The sequence below is a fragment of the Collinsella aerofaciens genome (assembly GCF_002736145.1).
Lineage (GTDB): Bacteria > Actinomycetota > Coriobacteriia > Coriobacteriales > Coriobacteriaceae > Collinsella > Collinsella aerofaciens_A.
The window spans coordinates 198,557-217,771 of sequence record NZ_CP024160.1; the positions used below are offsets into that span (position 1 = coordinate 198,557).

16 protein-coding genes and 1 tRNA gene are annotated in these 19,215 nt (G+C 58.6%); all 17 read left to right on the forward strand.

Annotated elements, in window-relative coordinates; all coding sequences use genetic code 11:
* Window positions 1-48 precede the first annotated feature (48 nt).
* The 17 genes from CSV91_RS00855 to CSV91_RS00935 all read left to right on the forward strand — a co-directional run bounded on the left by CSV91_RS00855 (window position 49) and on the right by CSV91_RS00935 (window position 19,171).
* Window positions 49-1,014, forward strand: a complete 966-nt coding sequence (locus CSV91_RS00855) for an ROK family protein (RefSeq protein WP_022094876.1) — start codon at window positions 49-51, stop codon at window positions 1,012-1,014.
* A 70-nt stretch (window positions 1,015-1,084) separates the two neighbouring features.
* Window positions 1,085-1,771 (forward strand): N-acetylmannosamine-6-phosphate 2-epimerase, encoded by a 687-nt coding sequence (locus tag CSV91_RS00860; protein ID WP_022094877.1) that lies wholly within the window; start codon window positions 1,085-1,087, stop codon window positions 1,769-1,771.
* A 101-nt stretch (window positions 1,772-1,872) separates the two neighbouring features.
* Window positions 1,873-2,793 carry an RNase adapter RapZ gene (gene rapZ / locus CSV91_RS00865; RefSeq protein ID WP_022094878.1) on the forward strand — a complete coding sequence of 307 codons (921 nt, stop codon included), beginning with the start codon at window positions 1,873-1,875 and terminating at the stop codon, window positions 2,791-2,793.
* A gap of 6 nt (window positions 2,794-2,799) precedes the next feature.
* Window positions 2,800-3,729, forward strand: coding sequence for a DNA-binding protein WhiA (whiA, locus tag CSV91_RS00870; RefSeq protein WP_099431435.1), 930 nt, complete (start codon window positions 2,800-2,802; stop codon window positions 3,727-3,729).
* Window positions 3,730-3,922: 193 nt separating this feature from the next.
* Complete coding sequence (gene gap, locus CSV91_RS00875; RefSeq protein ID WP_099431436.1) at window positions 3,923-4,948, forward strand: type I glyceraldehyde-3-phosphate dehydrogenase; 1,026 nt, start codon at window positions 3,923-3,925, stop codon at window positions 4,946-4,948.
* A gap of 140 nt (window positions 4,949-5,088) precedes the next feature.
* Complete coding sequence (locus CSV91_RS00880) at window positions 5,089-6,279, forward strand: phosphoglycerate kinase (protein WP_099431437.1); 1,191 nt, start codon at window positions 5,089-5,091, stop codon at window positions 6,277-6,279.
* Window positions 6,272-7,039 (forward strand): triose-phosphate isomerase, encoded by a 768-nt coding sequence (gene tpiA, locus CSV91_RS00885; protein ID WP_099431438.1) that lies wholly within the window; start codon window positions 6,272-6,274, stop codon window positions 7,037-7,039. Before CSV91_RS00880 ends, tpiA begins: the two co-directional genes overlap by 8 nt.
* A gap of 5 nt (window positions 7,040-7,044) precedes the next feature.
* Window positions 7,045-8,598: a 2,3-bisphosphoglycerate-independent phosphoglycerate mutase gene (gene gpmI, locus CSV91_RS00890; protein ID WP_099431439.1), complete on the forward strand. Its 1,554-nt coding sequence runs from the start codon at window positions 7,045-7,047 to the stop codon at window positions 8,596-8,598.
* A 164-nt stretch (window positions 8,599-8,762) separates the two neighbouring features.
* On the forward strand, window positions 8,763-9,017 hold the full coding sequence (gene secG / locus CSV91_RS00895) for a preprotein translocase subunit SecG (protein WP_006236144.1): 255 nt from the start codon (window positions 8,763-8,765) through the stop codon (window positions 9,015-9,017).
* A gap of 293 nt (window positions 9,018-9,310) precedes the next feature.
* The gene (locus tag CSV91_RS00900; protein ID WP_232049522.1) at window positions 9,311-10,987 is read left to right on the forward strand and encodes a peptide ABC transporter substrate-binding protein; all 1,677 of its coding nucleotides are present in this window, start codon (window positions 9,311-9,313) and stop codon (window positions 10,985-10,987) included.
* A gap of 156 nt (window positions 10,988-11,143) precedes the next feature.
* Entirely contained in the window at window positions 11,144-12,181 is a 1,038-nt protein-coding gene (locus tag CSV91_RS00905; RefSeq protein ID WP_099431441.1) for an ABC transporter permease, read from the forward strand.
* Between the two features lie 14 nt (window positions 12,182-12,195).
* Window positions 12,196-13,131 (forward strand): ABC transporter permease, encoded by a 936-nt coding sequence (locus CSV91_RS00910; protein WP_055310513.1) that lies wholly within the window; start codon window positions 12,196-12,198, stop codon window positions 13,129-13,131.
* A gap of 2 nt (window positions 13,132-13,133) precedes the next feature.
* Window positions 13,134-14,225 carry an ABC transporter ATP-binding protein gene (locus CSV91_RS00915; RefSeq protein WP_022094887.1) on the forward strand — a complete coding sequence of 364 codons (1,092 nt, stop codon included), beginning with the start codon at window positions 13,134-13,136 and terminating at the stop codon, window positions 14,223-14,225.
* A complete protein-coding gene (locus CSV91_RS00920; RefSeq protein WP_006236139.1) occupies window positions 14,226-15,254 on the forward strand; it encodes an ABC transporter ATP-binding protein in 1,029 nt (342 codons plus the stop codon).
* Between the two features lie 597 nt (window positions 15,255-15,851).
* Window positions 15,852-15,941: transfer RNA gene (locus tag CSV91_RS00925), tRNA-Leu, on the forward strand.
* Between the two features lie 59 nt (window positions 15,942-16,000).
* A complete protein-coding gene (locus CSV91_RS00930) occupies window positions 16,001-18,346 on the forward strand; it encodes a GAF domain-containing SpoIIE family protein phosphatase (protein ID WP_099431442.1) in 2,346 nt (781 codons plus the stop codon).
* A gap of 78 nt (window positions 18,347-18,424) precedes the next feature.
* Complete coding sequence (locus CSV91_RS00935) at window positions 18,425-19,171, forward strand: anti-sigma factor antagonist (protein WP_055286928.1); 747 nt, start codon at window positions 18,425-18,427, stop codon at window positions 19,169-19,171.
* Window positions 19,172-19,215 lie beyond the last annotated feature (44 nt).

Here is a 19,215-nt window from a genome sequence, read left to right on the forward strand (position 1 = left end):
CTGACGGCGCATTTCCTGTAGTTGTTTTTATCTCCGAAGGAGAGCGACATGGAGAACAAGTACGTCTGCTCTGTCGATATCGGCGGAACTAAGATCGCGACTGCCATCATGGAGTACCCGGCTGACGGTAGTGTGCCCCATCCCGTTTTTGAGGCCGAGGTTCCCACAGAGGCCCAAGAGGGCGGCGAGGCCGTCTTCCAGCGTATCGAGGCATCCATCAAGGCTGCTCTCGAGGCGAATCCCGATGTCGAGGTCCTTGGCGTCGGTATTGGCGCCGCCGGTGTCGTCGACCCCAAGACGGGCGCCATCGCGTATGCCAATGAGATCATGCCCGGCTGGTCCGGCGTTCAGTTGGGGCCGCGTCTGCGCGAGGATCTCGGTCTTCCCGTTGCCGTTGTAGGCGACGTGCAGGCTCATGCTCTGGGCGAGGCCCACTGGGGTGTCGGCAAGGGCAAGTTCTCCGTCTTGTGTCTTGGCATCGGTACGGGTATCGGCGGCGCATATGTCGAGAACGGCCGCGTGATGCAGGGCTTCCATGGTGCTGCTGGCCATATGGGCCACATCGAGTGCTCGGCTGCCGCCGGCATTCCCTGCGCCTGCGGGCGTTCCGGCCATCTGGAGTCGGTTGCTTCGGGCACTTCCATTGGTCGTATGTACGATGAGCGCTTTGGCCGCGTCGACCCCAGCCGTCCTTCGGTCGGTCGCGATGTGAACGACCTGTGCCGTGCAGGCGACGCAAAGGCGACCGAGGTCATCCATGACGCCGGCTTTGCGCTGGGTGCGAGCTTGGGCTCGCTCGCTAACATCCTGGATCCTGAGGTCATCGTGCTTTCGGGCGGCGTGATTCACCAAGGCCCCGATTGGCGTTCGCAGACGTGGAAGGATTCGGTGCACGAGGGCTATGCCAGCCAGGCGCTCGATCCGCTTCAGGACACGCCGATCCTCATCGGTTCTCTGGAGGGCGATGCTCCGCTCATCGGTGCCGCTGAGCATCTTCTTGCCTCGTTGAAGTAAACGTATCTGCTGTAGGAGCCTCCCGAGACAACACGCCTCGGGAGGCTGTTCTGAGAAAGGTTGCAGCCTTATGACCGTCGATCCTTTGATTCAATCCCTGAAGGGCAAGCTCGTCGTGAGCGTTCAGGCGTATATGGGTGAGCCACTTCGTACGCCCGAGACCATGGCTCAAATGTCTCGCGCTTGCGAGCTCGGCGGCGCTGCCGCCATTCGCTGCCAGGGCCTTGCCGACATTGCCGCCATTAAGGGTCGCTGTGAGGTTCCCGTCATCGGCTTGTGGAAGGATGGGCACGAGGGCGTTTACATCACGCCGACGCTGCGTCACGCTCGCGCCTGCGTTGCTGCCGGTGCCGATATCGTGGCGATCGATGCCACCGATCGTCCGCGCCCCGATGGCAAGACGGTCGAGGATACCTTCCGTCCGCTGCACGAGGAGGGTGTGCTCCTGATGGCGGATTGTGCCACCATCGAGGACATTCGCCGTGCGGTTGATATGGGCTTCGACCTTGTATCCACCACGCTTTCTCATGGTGTCGCCGCCATCGACTGCACCATGGCCGATGGCCCCGATCTGCCGCTCCTGCGTCAGGCGACTGAGGAATTCCCCGGTCTTCCCATCATCTGCGAGGGCCGCGTGCACACGCCCGAGGAGGCTCGCGCCGCGATCGATGCTGGTGCCTGGGCCGTTGTCGTCGGCACCGCCATCACGCACCCCACGAGTATTACGAGTTGGTTCAAGGCTGCGCTTGAGGCGTAAGACAGGCCTCGTATCCGCTCGGGGCGGTATACTCAATATAGGCAATTGACCGCGCGGGATCCGGGTTGCTGGGTCCCGCGCTTGTTTTTGGGAGGCAGCACATGCAAAAGGGAGATGCCATGGATGCGGCGGAGCGCTCGGAGCGCATCCCCGATATCGTCATCATCACCGGAATGTCCGGATCGGGCCGCACGCAGGCCATGCACGTGTTCGAGGACATGGGCTATTTTTGCATTGATAACCTGCCTCCGCGTCTCATCGCCCAGCTTGCCGAGCTCGTCGGCATCAATACGGGCGTGGGCAGGCATCTCGCCGTTACCTGCGATTTGCGTAGCCAGGGACTGTTTGACGAGTTGCTCGATGCGGTCGCCGCGCTCGAAGAGCGCGAGATGAGCTGCGACATCGTGTTCCTGGAGGCTTCTGACGAGGTGCTGATTCGTCGCTACAGCGAAAATCGCCGCCGTCATCCCATTGCCAAGCCGGGGGAGACTACGGCCGATGCCATTCAGCGCGAGCGCCTTCAGCTGCAGGGCGTGCGCGATCGAGCCGATATGATTATCGATACGAGCCGTCTGCGCACCTCTGCGCTGCGCAACAAGCTACGTATGGCATTTTCCGAGCTGTCCGACCAACAGCTCATGGACGTCCATGTGTTCTCGTTTGGCTTTAAGCACGGCATGCCCGTCGAGGCGGACATTATGATCGACGTCCGCTTCCTGCCCAATCCGTTCTACGATCCCGAGATGCGCACGATGACCGGTCTCGATAAAAAGGTCTCCGATTTTGTTCTGGACCATCCCAAGACGCAGGAGTTTTGGAAGGCCTGGACGCAGCTGCTCGATACGGTCATGCCCGGCTATATCGCGGAGGGTAAGCCGCAGCTTTCTATCGCCATCGGCTGCACGGGCGGCCAGCACCGCAGCGTTGCCATTGCCGAGGCCACGGCCCGTTACCTGGAAGGCGCTCAGTATCATGTGAGCATCTCCCACCGCGACCTGTCGCGCGCCAACACGAAGGCATAGGCCTGCATGTCGTTTACCGCTGAGGTGCGCGACGAGCTTGCGCGCTGCGAACCCGAATGTGAATACTGCGACTTGTCGACGCTTGCCGCCCTGACGCGTGTGAGCGGTACACTTTCGCTGGCCGGCTCCGGGCGGTATCGTTTGACGGTCGCGACCGAGACGGGCGCCGTCGCGCGCACGATGATCACACTGACGCATCGCATCCTTAAGCTCAAAACGGAGTTCACCGTCCGTAAATCTGTATTGCATAAGGTTCGGAACTACCTCATCACCTTGCCCGATCAACCCGACCTGGACAAGGCTCTGGTGCTACTGGGCATTCTCGACCGCAGGGGAGGGCTCGTCGCTGGTGTTCCCCGGCACATCGTTGCCCGTCCCTGCTGCAGGCTTGCCTACATCCGCGGCGCGCTCATCGCCGGCGGTTTCGTGGCCGATCCCCGCGGCGACTTTCATTTGGAGATCGCGGTGCAGGGCGAGCAATATGCCAAGGGGCTTTGCGACCTGTTGGGGCAGATTGGGGTCCATGCTCGTGTTAATGCACGGCGGGGGTCATATGCCGTGTACATTAAGAGCGCCGAGGAAATCGAGCATTTATTAAAGCTGATTGGTGCCAAGCGCAGCGTTGCCGAGATTGAGGAGGCGCGCGCGGTCAAGTTGGTTAAGAACGATGTGAACCGTCGCGTGAACGCCGAGCTCGCCAACCAGACCAGAAGCGCCGGTGCTGCCCAGCATCAGCTTGCGCTTATCGATGAGCTCGAGCAGCGAGGCCTTCGCGATGCGCTTCCGGATGCCTTGGCGGTCTTTTGCGACCTGCGCGAGCGCTATCCCGATCTTTCGTTGCGTGATTTAGGGGAGATGGCTGACCCTCCCTTGTCGAAGTCGGCCCTCTACCATCGTGTTTTACGGCTTGAAAAGCTCATTGAAGCAAACAGATAGGTTAAAGTATCGACTTATATACGGAGTTAGCTGCTATTTTAGTCTTTAAAACGTTTTAACGTAAATTTGATTTTCAATTTCGAGCATTCTCGTGAAATTCAAGTCAAAAAAAAGGTATATTAGGCGAGTGGTTAGTTTGTGGGCCTCAACGGCGGGCGCTGTAGCTCGCGGGGGCCTTACGAAAGGAGACACAATGGCAGTAAAGGTTGCTATTAACGGCTTCGGTCGCATCGGTCGTCTGGCTTTCCGTCAGATGTTCGGTCATGAGGGCTCCGAGATCGTCGCTATCAACGACCTCACCTCTCCCGATATGCTCGCTTACCTGCTGAAGTACGACTCCACGCAGGGCAACTACGCTCGCGATCACGAGGTCGTTGCTGGCGAGGATTCCATCACCGTTGACGGCAAGGAGATCAAGATCTACAAGGAGGCCGACGCCAACAACCTGCCTTGGGGCGACCTCGACGTCGACGTCGTTCTCGAGTGCACCGGCTTCTACACCAGCAAGGCTAAGGCTCAGGCCCACATCAACGCTGGCGCCAAGAAGGTCGTCATCTCCGCTCCGGCCGGCAGCGATCTGCCCACCATCGTGTACAACGTCAACCATGAGACGCTGACCGCTGAGGACAACATCATCTCCGCTGCTTCCTGCACCACCAACTGCCTCGCCCCGATGGCCAAGGGTCTGAACGACTTCGCTCCCATCGTGTCCGGCATCATGACCACCATTCACGCCTGGACCGGCGACCAGATGCCGCTCGACGGCCCGCAGCGCAAGGGCAACAAGCGTCGTAGCCGCGCCTGCGCCGTCAACATCGTCCCCAACACCACCGGTGCTGCCAAGGCTATCGGCCTGGTTCTCCCCGAGCTCAACGGTAAGCTCATCGGTGCCGCCCAGCGCGTCCCGACGCCGACCGGCTCCATCACCAACCTCTACGCTGTTGTTGACAAGAAGGTCACCGTCGACGAGGTTAACGCCGCTATGAAGGCCTACGCTTCCACCATCTCCGAGACCTTCGGTTACAACGAGGACGACATCGTTTCCACCGACATCATCGGCGAGACCCACGGCTCCATCTTCGACGCCACTCAGACCATGTGCTCTGACCTCGGCAACGGCCAGACCCTCGTTCAGGTCACCTCTTGGTACGACAACGAGAACTCCTACACCTCTCAGATGGTCCGCACCATCAAGTACTTCGAGAAGTTCGTTGCTTAATTTAGCTTTTAGCGAATAGCTCGTTGAGCGTCTAAAGAAGGGCGCGGCCTCATAGGGCTTACACCCTAGGGTCGCGCCCTTTTTATAGGAAATCGTCTGCCGTAATGGGAGGCAGACACGTACGAAAGGTAGAAGCAAACATGGCCTTTACCAAGAAGACCGTCCGCGACATCGATGTCGACGGCAAGCGCGTTCTCGTCCGCGTTGACTTCAACGTGCCTATCAAGGATGGCGTCGTTGGCGACACCACCCGCATCAAGGCTGCCCTGCCCACCATCAACTACCTCGTTGAGCACAACGCTCGCGTCATCCTTATGAGCCACCTCGGCCGTCCCGAGGGCACCGGCTTCCAGCCTGAGCTCTCCCTTGAGCCCGTCGCCAAGAAGCTCGCTGAGCTCTCTGGTCTCGATGTTGCCTTTGTCGCCGACACCTACGGCGAGAAGGCTGCTGAGGCTGTTGCCGCCGTCGAGCCGGGCAAGGTCCTCGTTCTCGAGAACGTCCGTTTTGACAAGCGTGAGAAGAAGAACGATCCCGAGATCGCCAAGAAGCTCGCTTCCTATGGTGATGTCTTCGTTCTCGATGCCTTCGGCACCGCTCACCGCGCCCAGGGTTCCGTCGTGGGCCCCGCCGCTTACCTGCCTGCCGTCGCCGGCTTCCTGCTCGAGAAGGAGGTCGACACGCTGACCGGCATCTTCGCCGAGCCCGAGCGCCCCTTCGTCGCTATCGTCGGCGGTTCCAAGGTTTCCTCCAAGATCGGCGTTCTCGATCACCTCATCGACTCCGCTGACACCCTGATCATCGGTGGCGGCATGGCCTACACCTTCTTCCTGGCTCAGGGCCTGACCGTCGGCCAGTCCCTCAAGGAAGAGGACTGGGTCGAGCGCGCCGGCGAGATGCTCAAGAAGGCCGAGGAGAAGGGCGTCAAGATCCTGCTCCCCATCGACAACCGCGTTGCCGATCACTTTGGCGAGGACGCTGTCCCCGAGGTTGTCGCTTCCGACGCTATCCCCGACGATCGTGAGGGCATGGACATCGGCCCCAAGACCGAGGAGCTCTACGCCGAGGCCGTCAAGGGCGCCAAGACCGTGTTCTGGAACGGCCCCATGGGCGTCTTCGAGTTCGACAACTTCGCTCACGGCACCCAGGCTATCGCCGAGGCCGTCGCCGAGGCCGACTGCACCTCGATCATCGGCGGTGGTGACTCTGTCGCGGCTGTCAACAAGTTCAACCTGGCCGACAAGATGAGCTGGATCTCCACCGGTGGTGGCGCTTCCATGGAGCTCGTCGAGGGTAAGGCCCTGCCCGGAGTGGAGGCGCTTCTCGATGCCTAATCGCACCCTTCTTATCGCTGGTAACTGGAAGATGAACAACGACGTCGCCGAGGCCGCCAAGCTCGCCGACGAGCTGGCTCAGGCTCTGCCCGAGGTTCCGGCTGGCGTCGAGGTGCTCGTCTGCCCTCCGACCATTGACATCACCACGGTTCATGACCGCATTCAGGCTGCCCCCATCGCCCTCGGTGCACAGAACGTGTACTGGGAGGCCAAGGGTGCCTTCACCGGTGAGTCCTCTTGCGACATGCTCAAGTCCGCTGGCTGCACCTACTGCATCATCGGTCACTCCGAGCGTCGCGACTACTTCCACGAGACCGATGAGGATCAGAACAAGAAGGCCAAGGCTCTCGTTGCCGCCGGTCTTGTTCCCGTCTTCTGCTGCGGCGAGTCCCTCGAGGTCCGCGAGGCTGGCACCTATGTCGAGCGCGTCGTGAACCAGGTCAAGGCTGGCCTTGCCGGTCTTGAGATCACCTGCCCCAAGCAGGTCGTCGTCGCCTACGAGCCCATCTGGGCCATCGGCACCGGCAAGACCGCTACCGCTGAGGACGCTCAGGAGGTCTGCGGCGCTATCCGTGAGACCCTCAAGGAGATGTTTGGCGAGGAGCTCGCTAACGGCATCCGCGTTCTCTATGGTGGCTCTGCCAAGCCCGGCAACATCGCCGAGCTCGTCGCCAAGCCCGACGTTGACGGCGCCCTCGTGGGCGGCGCTTCGCTCAAGGCTGCCGACTTCGCCTCTATGGTCGTCAAGGCAGGCGAGTAGGACATATGGCACAGCGTCATCTTCCTGCACTCCTGATCATCATGGACGGCTGTGGCCTGGCTCCGGCCGATGGCGAGAACGCCGTCGCTGCTGCCAAGACGCCCTTCCTTGATAGCCTGTACGAGAAGTACCCTCACACCACGCTCGGCGCTTCGGGCGAGGACGTGGGCCTTCCCGACGGTCAGATGGGTAACTCCGAGGTGGGTCACCTCAACATCGGTGCCGGCCGCATCGTGTTCCAGGAGCTTTCGCGCATCAACAATGCCATCAAGGACGGCTCCATCGCCAAGAACGAGGTCTTCGTCAAGGCTATGGACGATGTCAAGGCCGAAGGCAAGACTCTCCACCTCATGGGCCTTATGAGCCCTGGCGGTGTTCATTCTCACATGAACCACGTCGAGGCTCTGGTCAAGATGGCTGCCCAGCATGGCGTCAAGACCGTTCGCGTCCACGCTTTCATGGATGGCCGCGACGTCGACCCGCAGTCCGGTGCCGGCTACATGAGCGAGTTCTGCGCCTTCCTGGCTAAGATCTCCGAGGAGACCGGTTGCGACGCTCGCGTTGCCACCGTTTCGGGCCGCTATTGGGCCATGGACCGCGACAACCGTTGGGAGCGCATCCAACGCGCCTACGACGTCATGGTCAACGCGTCCGATGCCGATACCGACCCCGTTGCCGGTATCAAGGCCTACTACGAGAAGGATCCGCGCGGCGACGAGTTCGTCGAGCCCTTTGCTGCCCACAACGAGGGCATTCACGAGGGCGACGCGGCCATCTTCTTCAACTTCCGTCCCGACCGCGCTCGTCAGATGACCCGCGTGTTCACGGACAAGGAGTTCGACGGCTTTGAGCGCGAGCAGATTAAGCTTTCGCACTTTGTGACGATGACCGAGTACGATCCGACGTTTGACGTCGAGGTCGCCTTCCCCAAGACGTTCCCCGAGAACGTCCTGGCCGACGTTATCGCCGCCAATGGCCTGAAGCAGCTGCACACCGCCGAGACTGAGAAGTACGCCCATGTGACGTTCTTCCTCAACGGCGGCATCGAGGAGCCCAAGGAGGGCGAGGAGCGCGTGCTCGTCGCTTCCCCCAAGGTCGCTACCTACGATCTGCAGCCCGAGATGAGCGCTCCCGAGGTGACCGAGAAGCTCGTCGCCGCTATTAACGAGGGTCGCGCTGATTTCTACATCGTGAACTTCGCGAACTGCGACATGGTTGGTCACACCGGTGTCTTCGACGCCGCCGTTAAGGCCGTCGAGGCTGTTGACGATGCCCTGTCCAAGGTTGTCCCGGCGATTCTCGCCAAGGGCGGCTTTGCGCTGATTACCGCCGACCACGGCAACGCCGATCACATGTTTGACGTTGCTTCCGACGGTTCCAAGCATCCGTTTACGGCTCACACCACCAACCGCGTGCCGTTTATCATCGTTGATGAGAAGGCCAAGCTCACTGGTATCGAGGACGGCCGTCTTTCCGATATCGCCCCGACCATGCTCACCATGGCTGGTATTGAGCCTTCCGCCGAGATGACGGGCCGCGTGCTCGCCACCGAGGCCTAATAGAAAACAAATACCGTTTTCTAGTAAGGGGGTTGTCCACAACCGGACAACCCCCTTTTTGGTATTTCTGCCATTTCCACCCCGTCCTTGAGTGGCAGGTAGGGGAGAGCGGGGGATTGTGGTACAGTACTGGAGTTTGAACTGTTCTATTAAGGAGCTTATCTATGGGTCCGTTCCAGATTCTTCTGTTTGTCGTTTGGGCTGTCTCTGCCGTGGCGCTGACGATTCTCGTCCTGATGCATTCCGGTAAGGGCACCGGCGTTTCGGATATGATCGCTAGCTCGCTGTATAACTCCAGCTCTGCCACGGGCGTCATGGAGCAGAACCTCGATCGCCTGACGGTAATTATGGCCGTTGTTTTTGCCGTGTGCGTCGTCCTGTGCATGTTCTTCTTCCCGCAGGGCATCGTCGGCTACTAAGCATCGGCGTATATGCGTTTGTAAAGGGTCCCGCATGTGCGGGGCCCTTTTTGTTTACAGACTTGTAACAGAGTCAAAATATCCCCACATACTTCGCCCAACTAAAGAAATTCTCGACCGTTAACCGGAATTAGCCCCAAATCGTGCATAAAATGCGCTACTGTATTGCAAAACGTTGGTCCGTTGTGCATAACCAGCCATAGCAGCGGGCGGCGTTTTGATGGTTCGGATCGGATTGTCTCGACATGTGTCCGACTGAACATTTCTTTGTCCTATCTCATAAGGAGGATGGCATGGCTGATTCTATGTTCCACCAGCCCGTTATGGGTCGTCGCGCCTTTGTTGGCGGCACCCTTGCTGCGAGCTCCATGGCTTTTCTTGCCGCATGCGGCAAGAAGGGCGGCGACACTTCCGGTTCTGAGTCCGGTTCGACGCTGAACTTCTACATCAACAACCCGGTCTGCATCGACCCCTACAATGTCCAGGAGGACCAGGGCACTCAGGTTAACTACCAGCTGTTCGACGCTCTGACCTCTTATGACGCCGAGAAGGGCAAGATTGTCCCGCTGGCTTGCGAGTCCTTCGAGGCCAACGACGACGCCACCGAGTTCACCTTCAAGATCAAGAAGGCCAAGTTCCACAACGGTGACGACGTTACCTCCAAGTCCTTCAAGCTCGCTTGGGAACGTCTGGTCAACACCAAGTCGGCTATCGCTACCGAGTACGGCCCTTCCGAGGTCTCCTATCACCTTTCCATGGTCGAGGGCTATGACGACCTGCTTGCCGGTAACGCTACCGAGCTCAGCGGTGTTACTTGCCCCGACGATGAGACCCTCGTCGTCAAGCTGTCTTCCGCTTACGCCGACTTCCCCTTCGTCGCCTCTCACCCGGCTCTGTCCCCGGTTCCCGAGTGCGCCGAGTCCGATGTTAAGAGCTTCTACCTTGCCCCGATCGGTAACGGCCCGTTCATGATGGACGGCAAGTGGGAGGATGGTCAGGAGATCAACCTCAAGAAGTTCGACGATTACTATGGCGACAAGGCCAAGATCGATGGCATCCACTTCCAGGTCATTAAGGACATGGAGACCGCCTACAAGGAGTTCCAGGCCGGTAACCTCGATATCTGCGACGTTCCCGTTGCTCAGATCGACGCTGCCAAGAAGGATCGCGGCGTGTCCAAGGACGGCTACACCATGGGTGACGGCGAGCACATGCTGCTCGGCGCCGAGCCTTCCACCTACTACCTGACCTGCAACAACACGGCCGAGCCGTTCAACAACGCCGACCTGCGTAGGGGCATCTCCCTGGCCATTAACCGTGAGGCCATCTGCAAGACCATCTTCAAGGGTACCCGTACCCCCGCCGACGGCATTGTTCCTCCGGGCATCGATGGCTACAAGGAGGGCGCATGGGAGTTCTGCGCCTACGACGTCGACAAGGCCAACGAGTACCTCGACAAGGTTGCTCCCGCTGGCGCTAACGGCGATCGTGGCATTAACGTGACCCTTTCCTACAACCAGGACGGTGGCCACAAGGAGATCATGGAGTCCATCATCGGTGACCTCGCCAAGGTGGGCGTTACCGCTACTTCCGATACCCCTGAGTGGTCTGCCCTGCTCGAGCAGTACCAGAACTTCAACTATCAGTTCGGTCGTCTGGGCTGGATTGCCGACTACCCGATCATGGACAACTTCCTGTATCCGCTGTTCCACTCCGACTCCCTCGGTGGCGACAACCGCTCCGGTTACAACAACCCCGAGTTCGACGCCAAGGTCGACGAGGCTCGTACCACGGTTGACGACGAAGAGCGCGTCGCTAAGATGCAGGAGGCCGACGCAATGGTCGCTGCCGACTGCCCGGTCATCCCGGTGATGTTCTACACGCACACCATCGCCGGCTCCGATCGCATCAAGCACCTCTATGTCGATCCGCAGAAGCACGCCGATCTGGGTACCGCTGAGCTCGCCTAAGAGTTTGCAGCTTCCGTGAGGGTCAAGTATTTACGTAGACCTCATGGGAAACATACAGTTCTCCCTAACCTGGGGTAAACTGGCTGATGGTAATTTTGGGATGCCGGTCTGGCGATCGGCATCCCATTTAGGTTAATCCCTAGATAGGGGAGTGGTATGGGTAAGTACATCGTTAAACGTGTGCTTCAGTTCATCCCGGTATTTTTGGGCGTCACGCTGATTCTGTTCGCCCTCCAGAATATCGTGCCGGGAGATCCGATCAAGCTGATCGGTGGAGACAAGGCTCTGTCCCCCGAGGTAGAGCTTCAGCTTCGCGTGCGCTATCACCTGGTCCAGACGGACGAGGACGGCAACGCGATTCTTGACGAGAACGGCGACCCCGTTCAAACGTCGCTCGTGGACCGTTACTTGTATTACATGAACGGCCTGCTTCATGGCGATCTGGGCAATTCGTACCAGCGCAAGCTGCCGGTTACGGAAATCTTTGCCCAGAAGTATCCGTATACGGTCAAACTTGCCGCGTGCGCCATCGTGCTCGAGGCAATCATGGGTATCGGTGCGGGTATCATTTCGGCGGTTAAGCGTTATTCCTTCTGGGATATTTTGGTAACGCTCACCACGTCGATCCTCGTTGCTGTTCCGGCCTTCTGGCTCGGTATGTTGCTGCAGCTGTTCTTTGGCGTCATTCTCAAGGATGCCACCGGCGGTGCATTCTCCATGCCGATCTCGGGTGCCGGCGGTGCCAGCTCTCAGTATCAGGATTGGATGCACTATGTGCTTCCGACCATTACGCTGGCTTCGGTTTCGACCGCTTATGCTGCCCGCATTATGCGCTCGCAGCTGCTTGACGTCATGAACCAGGATTACATCCGTACGGCAAAGGCCAAGGGTCTCTCCAATCGCGCGATCATCGTCAAGCATGCGCTTAAGAATGCACTCATCCCCGTCGTTACCTATATCGGTGTCGACTTTGGTGGCATGCTTTCGGGCGCCATCCTGACCGAGACGGTCTTTAACTGGCCCGGTATCGGCTATGAGGTCTATCGCGCCATTAGCATGCGTGACTGGCCCATCGTTATGGGCGGCGTTACGCTCATCGTCGTCGTCGTCATGGTGATCAACCTGCTCGTCGACATTAGCTATGCATTCCTCGACCCGCGCATCCGCCTTGGCGGTCCGTCGGATAAGGCCTAAGGGAGGTACGTCTCATGCAGGAAACTGATTCTCAGTCTCAGGAGCAGGCTACCGCCACCAAGGCCGCATCTGCTCCCGCCAAGTCCCGCACGCTGTGGGGCGACGCTTTTAAGCGTCTCCGTAAGAACAAGCTCGCCGTTATCGGTGTCTGCTGGATCATCATCGTCGTTTTGGTTGCCCTGACCGCAGATCTGTGGGCTAAGCCCTGGCTCGGTTCGCCGACGGCTTCCGACTCGACTACCATGGCCGAGACGTCGCTGCTGGCTCCGTGTGCCGAGCACCCGTTTGGCACCGACGCCCTTGGTCGTGACATTCTCGTCCGTGTTATCTACGGTGCACGCGTTTCGCTGTCCGTCGGCATTATGGCCACCGCGATTTCCACGGTGATCGGTCTAGTCATGGGCGCCCTGGCCGGTTTCTACGGCGGCATCTGGGATACGATCATCATGCGCTGTGCGGATATCTTCCTGGCGTTCCCGTACGTGCTGTTCGTTGTCGCCATGATCGCCGTTATCGGCCGTGGTCTTCAGAACGTCTTTATCGCCATCGGTATTCTCGGCTGGCCTTCGATTGCGCGTGTCTTCCGCTCCGCAATCTTGACGGTCAAGGAAAACGACTATGTTGACGCTGCGCGTGCGATGGGTGCATCTGATGCTCGTATCGTCGTGCGTCACATCTTCCCGAACTCCGTCGCCTCCATCGTGGTCTACGCGACCATGAACATTGGCGGTGCCATTTTGACCGAGTCCGCTCTGTCCTTCCTCGGCATGGGCGTTATTCCGCCCACGCCTTCGTGGGGCTCCATGATTCAGGACGGTCAGCAGTATCTTCTGACTGCTCCCTGGATGATGATCATGCCCGGTCTGGCAATTCTCTCGACGGTGCTCGCCTTCACCCTGCTGGGTGACGGTCTACGCGACGCCCTCGACGTCAAGATGAAGGACGCATAAGGATGAAGAAGAACAAGAACTATGTGGACCTGAAGGACCAGCCGGTTCCCGAGGGCCAGCATCTGCTCGAGGTCGATGACCTTAAGATGTATTTCCACACCGAGGACGGCGTTGTTCGCGCTGTCGACGGTGTCTCCTACACGCTCGATCGCGGCGAGACCCTGGGTGTCGTCGGCGAGTCCGGCTCCGGTAAGTCCGTGACCGCCATGACCATCATGGGTCTTATCTCGATGCCTCCGGGAAAGATTGAGGGCGGCGACGTTCGCTATCGCGGTCGTTCTATCCTCGAGATGACCGAGGAAGAGATGCAACACATTCGCGGTAACGACATCGCTATGATCTTCCAGGATCCTATGACCTCCTTGAACCCGGTCTATAAGATCGGCAAGCAGGTGGGCGAGGGCCTTCGCCTGCACCGTGGCTACTCCAAGCAGGAGGCGCTCAAGCGCGCTACCGAACTTTTGGACCTCGTGGGTATCCCCGAGCCCGAGAAGCGCGTCAATGAGTATCCGCACCAGTTCTCCGGCGGTATGCGTCAGCGTGTCATGATCGCTATGGCTCTTGCCTGCGATCCCGATATCCTGATTGCCGACGAGCCCACGACGGCTCTGGACGTTACCATCCAGGCTCAGATTATTGAGCTTATGCAGGAGATGCAGGAGAAGAACGGCAACGCCATCATCATGATCACCCACGACCTGGGTGTTGTCGCCGATATGGCCGATAAGATCATGGTTATGTACGCCGGCCGTCCCGTCGAGTTCGGTACTGCTGAGGAAATCTTCTACGAGAGCCGCCATCCCTACACCTGGGGTCTTATTCGTTCCATTCCGGAGCAGGCCATCGAGGAGAAGAAGCCGCTGACGCCGATTCACGGCAACCCGCCTTCGCTCATGAACCTGCCTGAGGGTTGCGTCTTCTCTCCTCGCTGCCCCTATGCGACGGACAAGTGCCGCAAGCAGCGCCCCGAGCGCGTTGTCACCGAGTCTGGTCACTACTCTGCGTGCCACTACTCCGGTGACCCCGAGTTCCTCAAGAACGCTCCTGAGACGTCCCGTACGCGCAAGGATTCCAAGAAGGGAGGCGAGGCGTAAATGGCAGACAATAACGAGCGTACTCCGCTGCTGAAGGTCGAGCACCTCTCTAAGGAGTTCCCCGCAGAGTCCGGCATGTTCGCCAAGCGTTTTTCCAAGCGCGTCGTCTCTGCTGTAAATGACATCTCTTTTGAGATTTATCCGGGCGAGACCTTTGGTCTGGTCGGCGAGTCTGGTTGCGGTAAGTCCACCACGGGCCGTACCATCATGCGTCTGACCAAGCCGACTGCCGGTAAGGTGTTCTTCCAGGGCAAAGATGTTGCCGAGATGAGCAAGCATGAGATCAAGGACATGCGTCGCGAGATGCAGTTTATCTTCCAGGATCCTTACGCTTCGCTCAATCCTCGTATGACCATTGGCGAGATCGTTTCCGAGCCCATGACCATTCATGGCGTGGGTACCAAGGAGGAGCGCATCGAGCGCGTCCGCGAGCTGCTGGACGTCGTCGGCCTGAACCCCGAGCACATCAACCGCTATCCGCACGAGTTCTCGGGCGGTCAGCGTCAGCGTGTCGGCATCGCTCGCGCGTTCGCTCTGAAGCCCAAGCTGATCATCTGCGACGAGCCCGTTTCCGCTCTGGATGTTTCCATTCAGGCCCAGGTTCTGAACCTGCTCAAGGAACTTCAGGACAAGTTCGGTACGGCGTATCTGTTTATCGCCCACGACCTGTCCGTTGTGCAGCACATCTCCGACCGCGTTGCCGTTATGTATTTGGGCAAGATGGTCGAGGTTTCGGACTGGAAGACGCTCTACAGTGAGCCGCACCACCCGTACACGCAGTCGCTGCTGTCTGCTGTGCCGGTGCCCGATCCGGATATCCAGAAGACCCGCAAGCGCATCATCCTCGCTGGCGATCCGCCGTCACCGCTGGATCCGCCGACCGGTTGCCGTTTCCACACCCGCTGCCCGATCGCGCAGGGCATCTGCTCCGAGAAGCTTCCTGAGTTTAAGGAAGTCGCTCCGGGCCACTGCTGCGCGTGCCACTTCGCGGAGCCGTTCCCGATCAAGGAATCGCACATCGACCTGTAGTCGGTTGTTATCGTCCGGGCCCGTGCTGGACTTAGTTTTCAGAACGTCCTCGACCATGGAAACCCCCTTATCCTGCTCCTTCGGAGCTGCGGATAAGGGGGTTTCCTGGTCTGCGGAATGTTCTGAAAACTAAGTCCAGCACGGGCCCTGTGTTACCACTGCAGAGGGGTGCGATTTCTTGATCGCTCACTTTATCTAATAAGAAATTTAGTGAGGCCGGAGCTTTAGCTCCGGCCTCCTTATATAAGGGCTCGGCAAAGCCGAGCCACCAAATTTGCATCAGCCCCCAGAACATGTTTGAGAACTGTGCATGAAGCATGTGCCCCTAGGGCCGGAATGAGGTTGCTTTCCAACGCATTCCGCAGGGGGCGGCATTATTTTGTAGCGCGAAGCGCGGATCAAAATAATGCCGCATGCCCGAGGACGCGTTGGAAAGCAACCTCATTCCGGCCCGAACAAGTCAGTCTACCTGCGCAATTACAAATTCGTAAACTTTTTTCAAAAAAGTGCTTGCACAGTTCTCGAATCATAGGTTATTATCTTCCTCGTTGAACGCGCGGGTCGAACAAAACGAACCGCGAATCAACAACATAGCATGTCGGAGTGGCGGAATTGGCAGACGCGCTAGCTTGAGGTGCTAGTGACCGCTTTTTGGTCATGCGGGTTCAAGTCCCGCCTCCGACACCATCGCATTTGAGAAGCCTCTTCGGAGGCTTTTTTGTTACCGATAGACGGTGGGGTCCACGATGGAAACGCTTGAACGCAACGAGTGGGCAGACGTTGCCCAACTAGTCGAGATCACGAGCGATGCTGTCATCATCTGCGAGCTCGACGGAACCATTCTGCATGTGAATAATCGCTTACTTGGTTTGATGTGCGAGGAACGCGCCGACGTCATCGGTGGAGATGTTAAAGACGTTCTGTACTCGTCCGCTTTTGAACGTGCGACGGAACATCGTCTGCCATTTGAAACCGATGGCTCCGAGAACGAACTGATGCTCAAGTTGAGTGACGGCTCTTTTATTCCCGTCTTGGTTCGTGCGGGGTCCGTAACGCCTCTACGCATCTTTGGGCGCCGCGCACCACGTGTCCTGGTGGCGCTTCACAGTATCGAGGAACAGTATTCTCACGACCGGCAACTCAAGCGTGCGTTATCGGAGCTTAGAGTGGCGAACAAGCGTCTCTCTGGCACGCTCTCGGTCATTATGAGCACTGTGGGCTCCGATGAGTTACCCAGCCTGCTTGATACCGTTTTGAACCAGCTTGTAGGAACGCTCGATGCTTCGGGCGCCGCTATCTATTTTTCTGAGAGCGGCGGCTTTAAGCTTCGCGGTGTTTCCAAGGAGCTGTACGACAGCTACCTGCCCGAGTTTTTGCCGTATGGCGCTGGCATTCCGACGTATGTTCTTCGCGAGTCGCGTGCTTGTCGCTTGTCGATTCAACAGGACCTTGAGGGCGATAAGGCCGCCTCCGGTATGTTCATGGACCTGGATAATCGTTCTAAGCACCTGTTGCGCATGCAGGATATGCCTCCGTACCGCAGCGAGATCTGTCTTCCCGTTTTTTACGGTACGCAGATCCTTGGCGTGCTGGAAGTTGGTTGGAAACGCCCCCAGGCACCGCTCGCCTATGACGTTAATGTGCTCGAGGTTATTTGCGATTACCTGTCTATCCAGCTGGTCGGCATGGCATCGAGCCTTCGCTCCCGTCGTACGGCCGAGCTCGGCCGCTCGCTCAATGTCTTACGTGATGAGTTGTTTACCTTTCTAGACGATTCCGCCGCGGCTACCCGGGCGGTATCGTCCGAGATCTGCAATATGCTCAACTGCCATTTTTGCCCTATTGAGTATGACGCCAGTCTGGATTCCTACGTCATAGATTTTGAAGGCGGCAGTCGCGTTGCTTTGCCGGACGATCCCGAGAAGCTTTTCTTTTCCACGACGGCGCCAGCGGCACGTTTGGGGGCTGCCCCTGATGGCTTTGAGGCATCTGTTTTGGGCGGCACGAGTGCCGAGGACCTTAAACACGTCCGTATAACTCGCGTTGACGAATCGATGCCTATGGGAGGCTGGCTTAGGGCACATGGCCTGCCTTGCCAGGGTCTCTACGTCGACGCCGGCATCGAGGCGGGGCGCCCGCGCTCTGAGGGCGATGGCAAGCACAGTAACGACGCGATCGTTCCTGCTTCTGTTGCGAAGGGCCCGACGACGCGCGCGCTGCTGCTTCGTGATGGTAGCCAAGAGCCGATTGATGACCTTGAATATGACTACTTGGTGCACTTGGCTCATGACTTTGAACTGATCTATGAAGGCGAATCTCAAAAGCGTGAGGAGCGCCATATCGCTCAGACCCTCCAGATTGGCATGAGAAATTCACTGGGGGATGTTCCGGGTATCGCAACCGATTCGGTGTACCTGTCGGCCACGAACTCGGCGTTGGTCGGCGGCGATTTCTATACGCTCATCCGTCTTCCCGACGATTGCGCCGTCATGATTCTGGGCGATGTGTCTGGCAAAGGCATTGAGGCTGCATCGATGTCCGCGCTCGTCAAGACGGCCCTGACGGCATATGCCTGGGAGGGCGCTGGACCGGCCCGCATGGCACGCTCCCTTAACAGCATGCTCATGGGCTTTTCGAGGGTCGAGACGTTCGTGACGGCCTTTATCGCCAAGATTGACCTTAAAGCCGGACGCGCAACGTATTGTTCGGCGGGCCATCCTCCGACCATGGTCATCAGGCCAGAGTCGATGCCGCTGGGTGGCGACGAGGCTCGTGGGGGAGAGGTCGAGCTGCTTGGATGCCAATCGGGGGTAATCGGTGCCTTTGAGAGCATGGTGTACGAGACAGGCGTGTTTACGTTCGCTCCTGGTGACATGCTATTTATGTACACCGACGGAACAATCGAAGCACGTGACCGCTCGGGTGCTTTCTTTGGCGAGCAGCGCCTTCGTGACCTTCTGCTCTCTGTCTCGGGTGAGGGCGTATCGGGAATCTGCGGCAAGGTCTTGGGCGAGCTCGACCGATTTACCGAATCGGCGCTGGACGATGACATTGCATTGGTGTCCCTTGAGTTTTTACGGGGTCGTTCATAGACGACGCTGGGCGGGCTGAATCCGTACGGTTGGGGAAACGAATGCATCGAGTGGGCTTTTTTGGGGAACCATGGTCGTATGAATGAGTGGAATGACATAGCGGTTTTGACGCCACCAGGCGATATCGACATCGCCACGGTGCCTGCGCTGCGTCGGCGGTTGGATGCTTTGATTGGCCGCGGCGTGCGTCGTGTCGTCATCAACTGTCAGGCTGTTAGCTTTATCGATTCGACGGGCTTGGCATTCCTGCTTACGCGCGCTCGTGAGCTCATGAGGCGAGAAGGCCTGCTTTCGCTCGTCAATGCATCAGGTGAAGTTGTTCGCTTTTTGGAGATTGCTCGTCTTGTCGATATTCTTCATGTCGCGGGGCCGGCACGGGAGTCTATTCCCGCCATTCCGGTGGGGGAGCTGCCTCGCTGGAGTAAGAGCGTCGAGGTCCGTCAGGGTATCGAGAATCTTCCATACTACCGACATCGCATCGCCGAACTCCTTGAATCGCTTCCGTTGCGCCGTGACGAGCGGTACGATGTCGCATTGGCGTCGGGGGAGGCGCTGGGTAATGCCTATGACCATGCGGGCGGTATCGGGTGCGTCCTGACGGTTCAGGCCTATGGCGATCGCGTTGTGGTTGAGGTGCTTGATCGAGGTGCCGGCTATTCTATCGATGAAACGAGCGAACCGGTCGCATCAGAGGAGCGCGGCCGTGGTATCAAGCTTATGCGTATGCTCGTCGATAACGTGGAGGTTGCTCGTCGTACGGACGGCGCCGGCACGCGCGTGCAGATGGTGAAGCTGTTTAGCGGAGCGCTGGAATCGTGTGCCTAGCCAATCGCTTTAGCGCGTTTAGCTACTAAGAACATGCGGCAGAC

Coding starts and splice junctions, on each gene's coding strand:
- gpmI (WP_099431439.1), top strand. CDS start 7,045: ATGGCACAGCGTCATCTTCCTGCACTCCTGATCATCATGGACGGCTGT.
- CSV91_RS00905 (WP_099431441.1), top strand. CDS start 11,144: ATGGGTAAGTACATCGTTAAACGTGTGCTTCAGTTCATCCCGGTATTT.
- whiA (WP_099431435.1), top strand. CDS start 2,800: ATGTCGTTTACCGCTGAGGTGCGCGACGAGCTTGCGCGCTGCGAACCC.
- CSV91_RS00915 (WP_022094887.1), top strand. CDS start 13,134: ATGAAGAAGAACAAGAACTATGTGGACCTGAAGGACCAGCCGGTTCCC.
- secG (WP_006236144.1), top strand. CDS start 8,763: ATGGGTCCGTTCCAGATTCTTCTGTTTGTCGTTTGGGCTGTCTCTGCC.
- CSV91_RS00860 (WP_022094877.1), top strand. CDS start 1,085: ATGACCGTCGATCCTTTGATTCAATCCCTGAAGGGCAAGCTCGTCGTG.
- CSV91_RS00880 (WP_099431437.1), top strand. CDS start 5,089: ATGGCCTTTACCAAGAAGACCGTCCGCGACATCGATGTCGACGGCAAG.
- CSV91_RS00900 (WP_232049522.1), top strand. CDS start 9,311: ATGGCTGATTCTATGTTCCACCAGCCCGTTATGGGTCGTCGCGCCTTT.
- tpiA (WP_099431438.1), top strand. CDS start 6,272: ATGCCTAATCGCACCCTTCTTATCGCTGGTAACTGGAAGATGAACAAC.
- CSV91_RS00855 (WP_022094876.1), top strand. CDS start 49: ATGGAGAACAAGTACGTCTGCTCTGTCGATATCGGCGGAACTAAGATC.
- CSV91_RS00920 (WP_006236139.1), top strand. CDS start 14,226: ATGGCAGACAATAACGAGCGTACTCCGCTGCTGAAGGTCGAGCACCTC.
- rapZ (WP_022094878.1), top strand. CDS start 1,873: ATGCAAAAGGGAGATGCCATGGATGCGGCGGAGCGCTCGGAGCGCATC.
- CSV91_RS00910 (WP_055310513.1), top strand. CDS start 12,196: ATGCAGGAAACTGATTCTCAGTCTCAGGAGCAGGCTACCGCCACCAAG.
- CSV91_RS00935 (WP_055286928.1), top strand. CDS start 18,425: ATGAATGAGTGGAATGACATAGCGGTTTTGACGCCACCAGGCGATATC.
- CSV91_RS00930 (WP_099431442.1), top strand. CDS start 16,001: ATGGAAACGCTTGAACGCAACGAGTGGGCAGACGTTGCCCAACTAGTC.
- gap (WP_099431436.1), top strand. CDS start 3,923: ATGGCAGTAAAGGTTGCTATTAACGGCTTCGGTCGCATCGGTCGTCTG.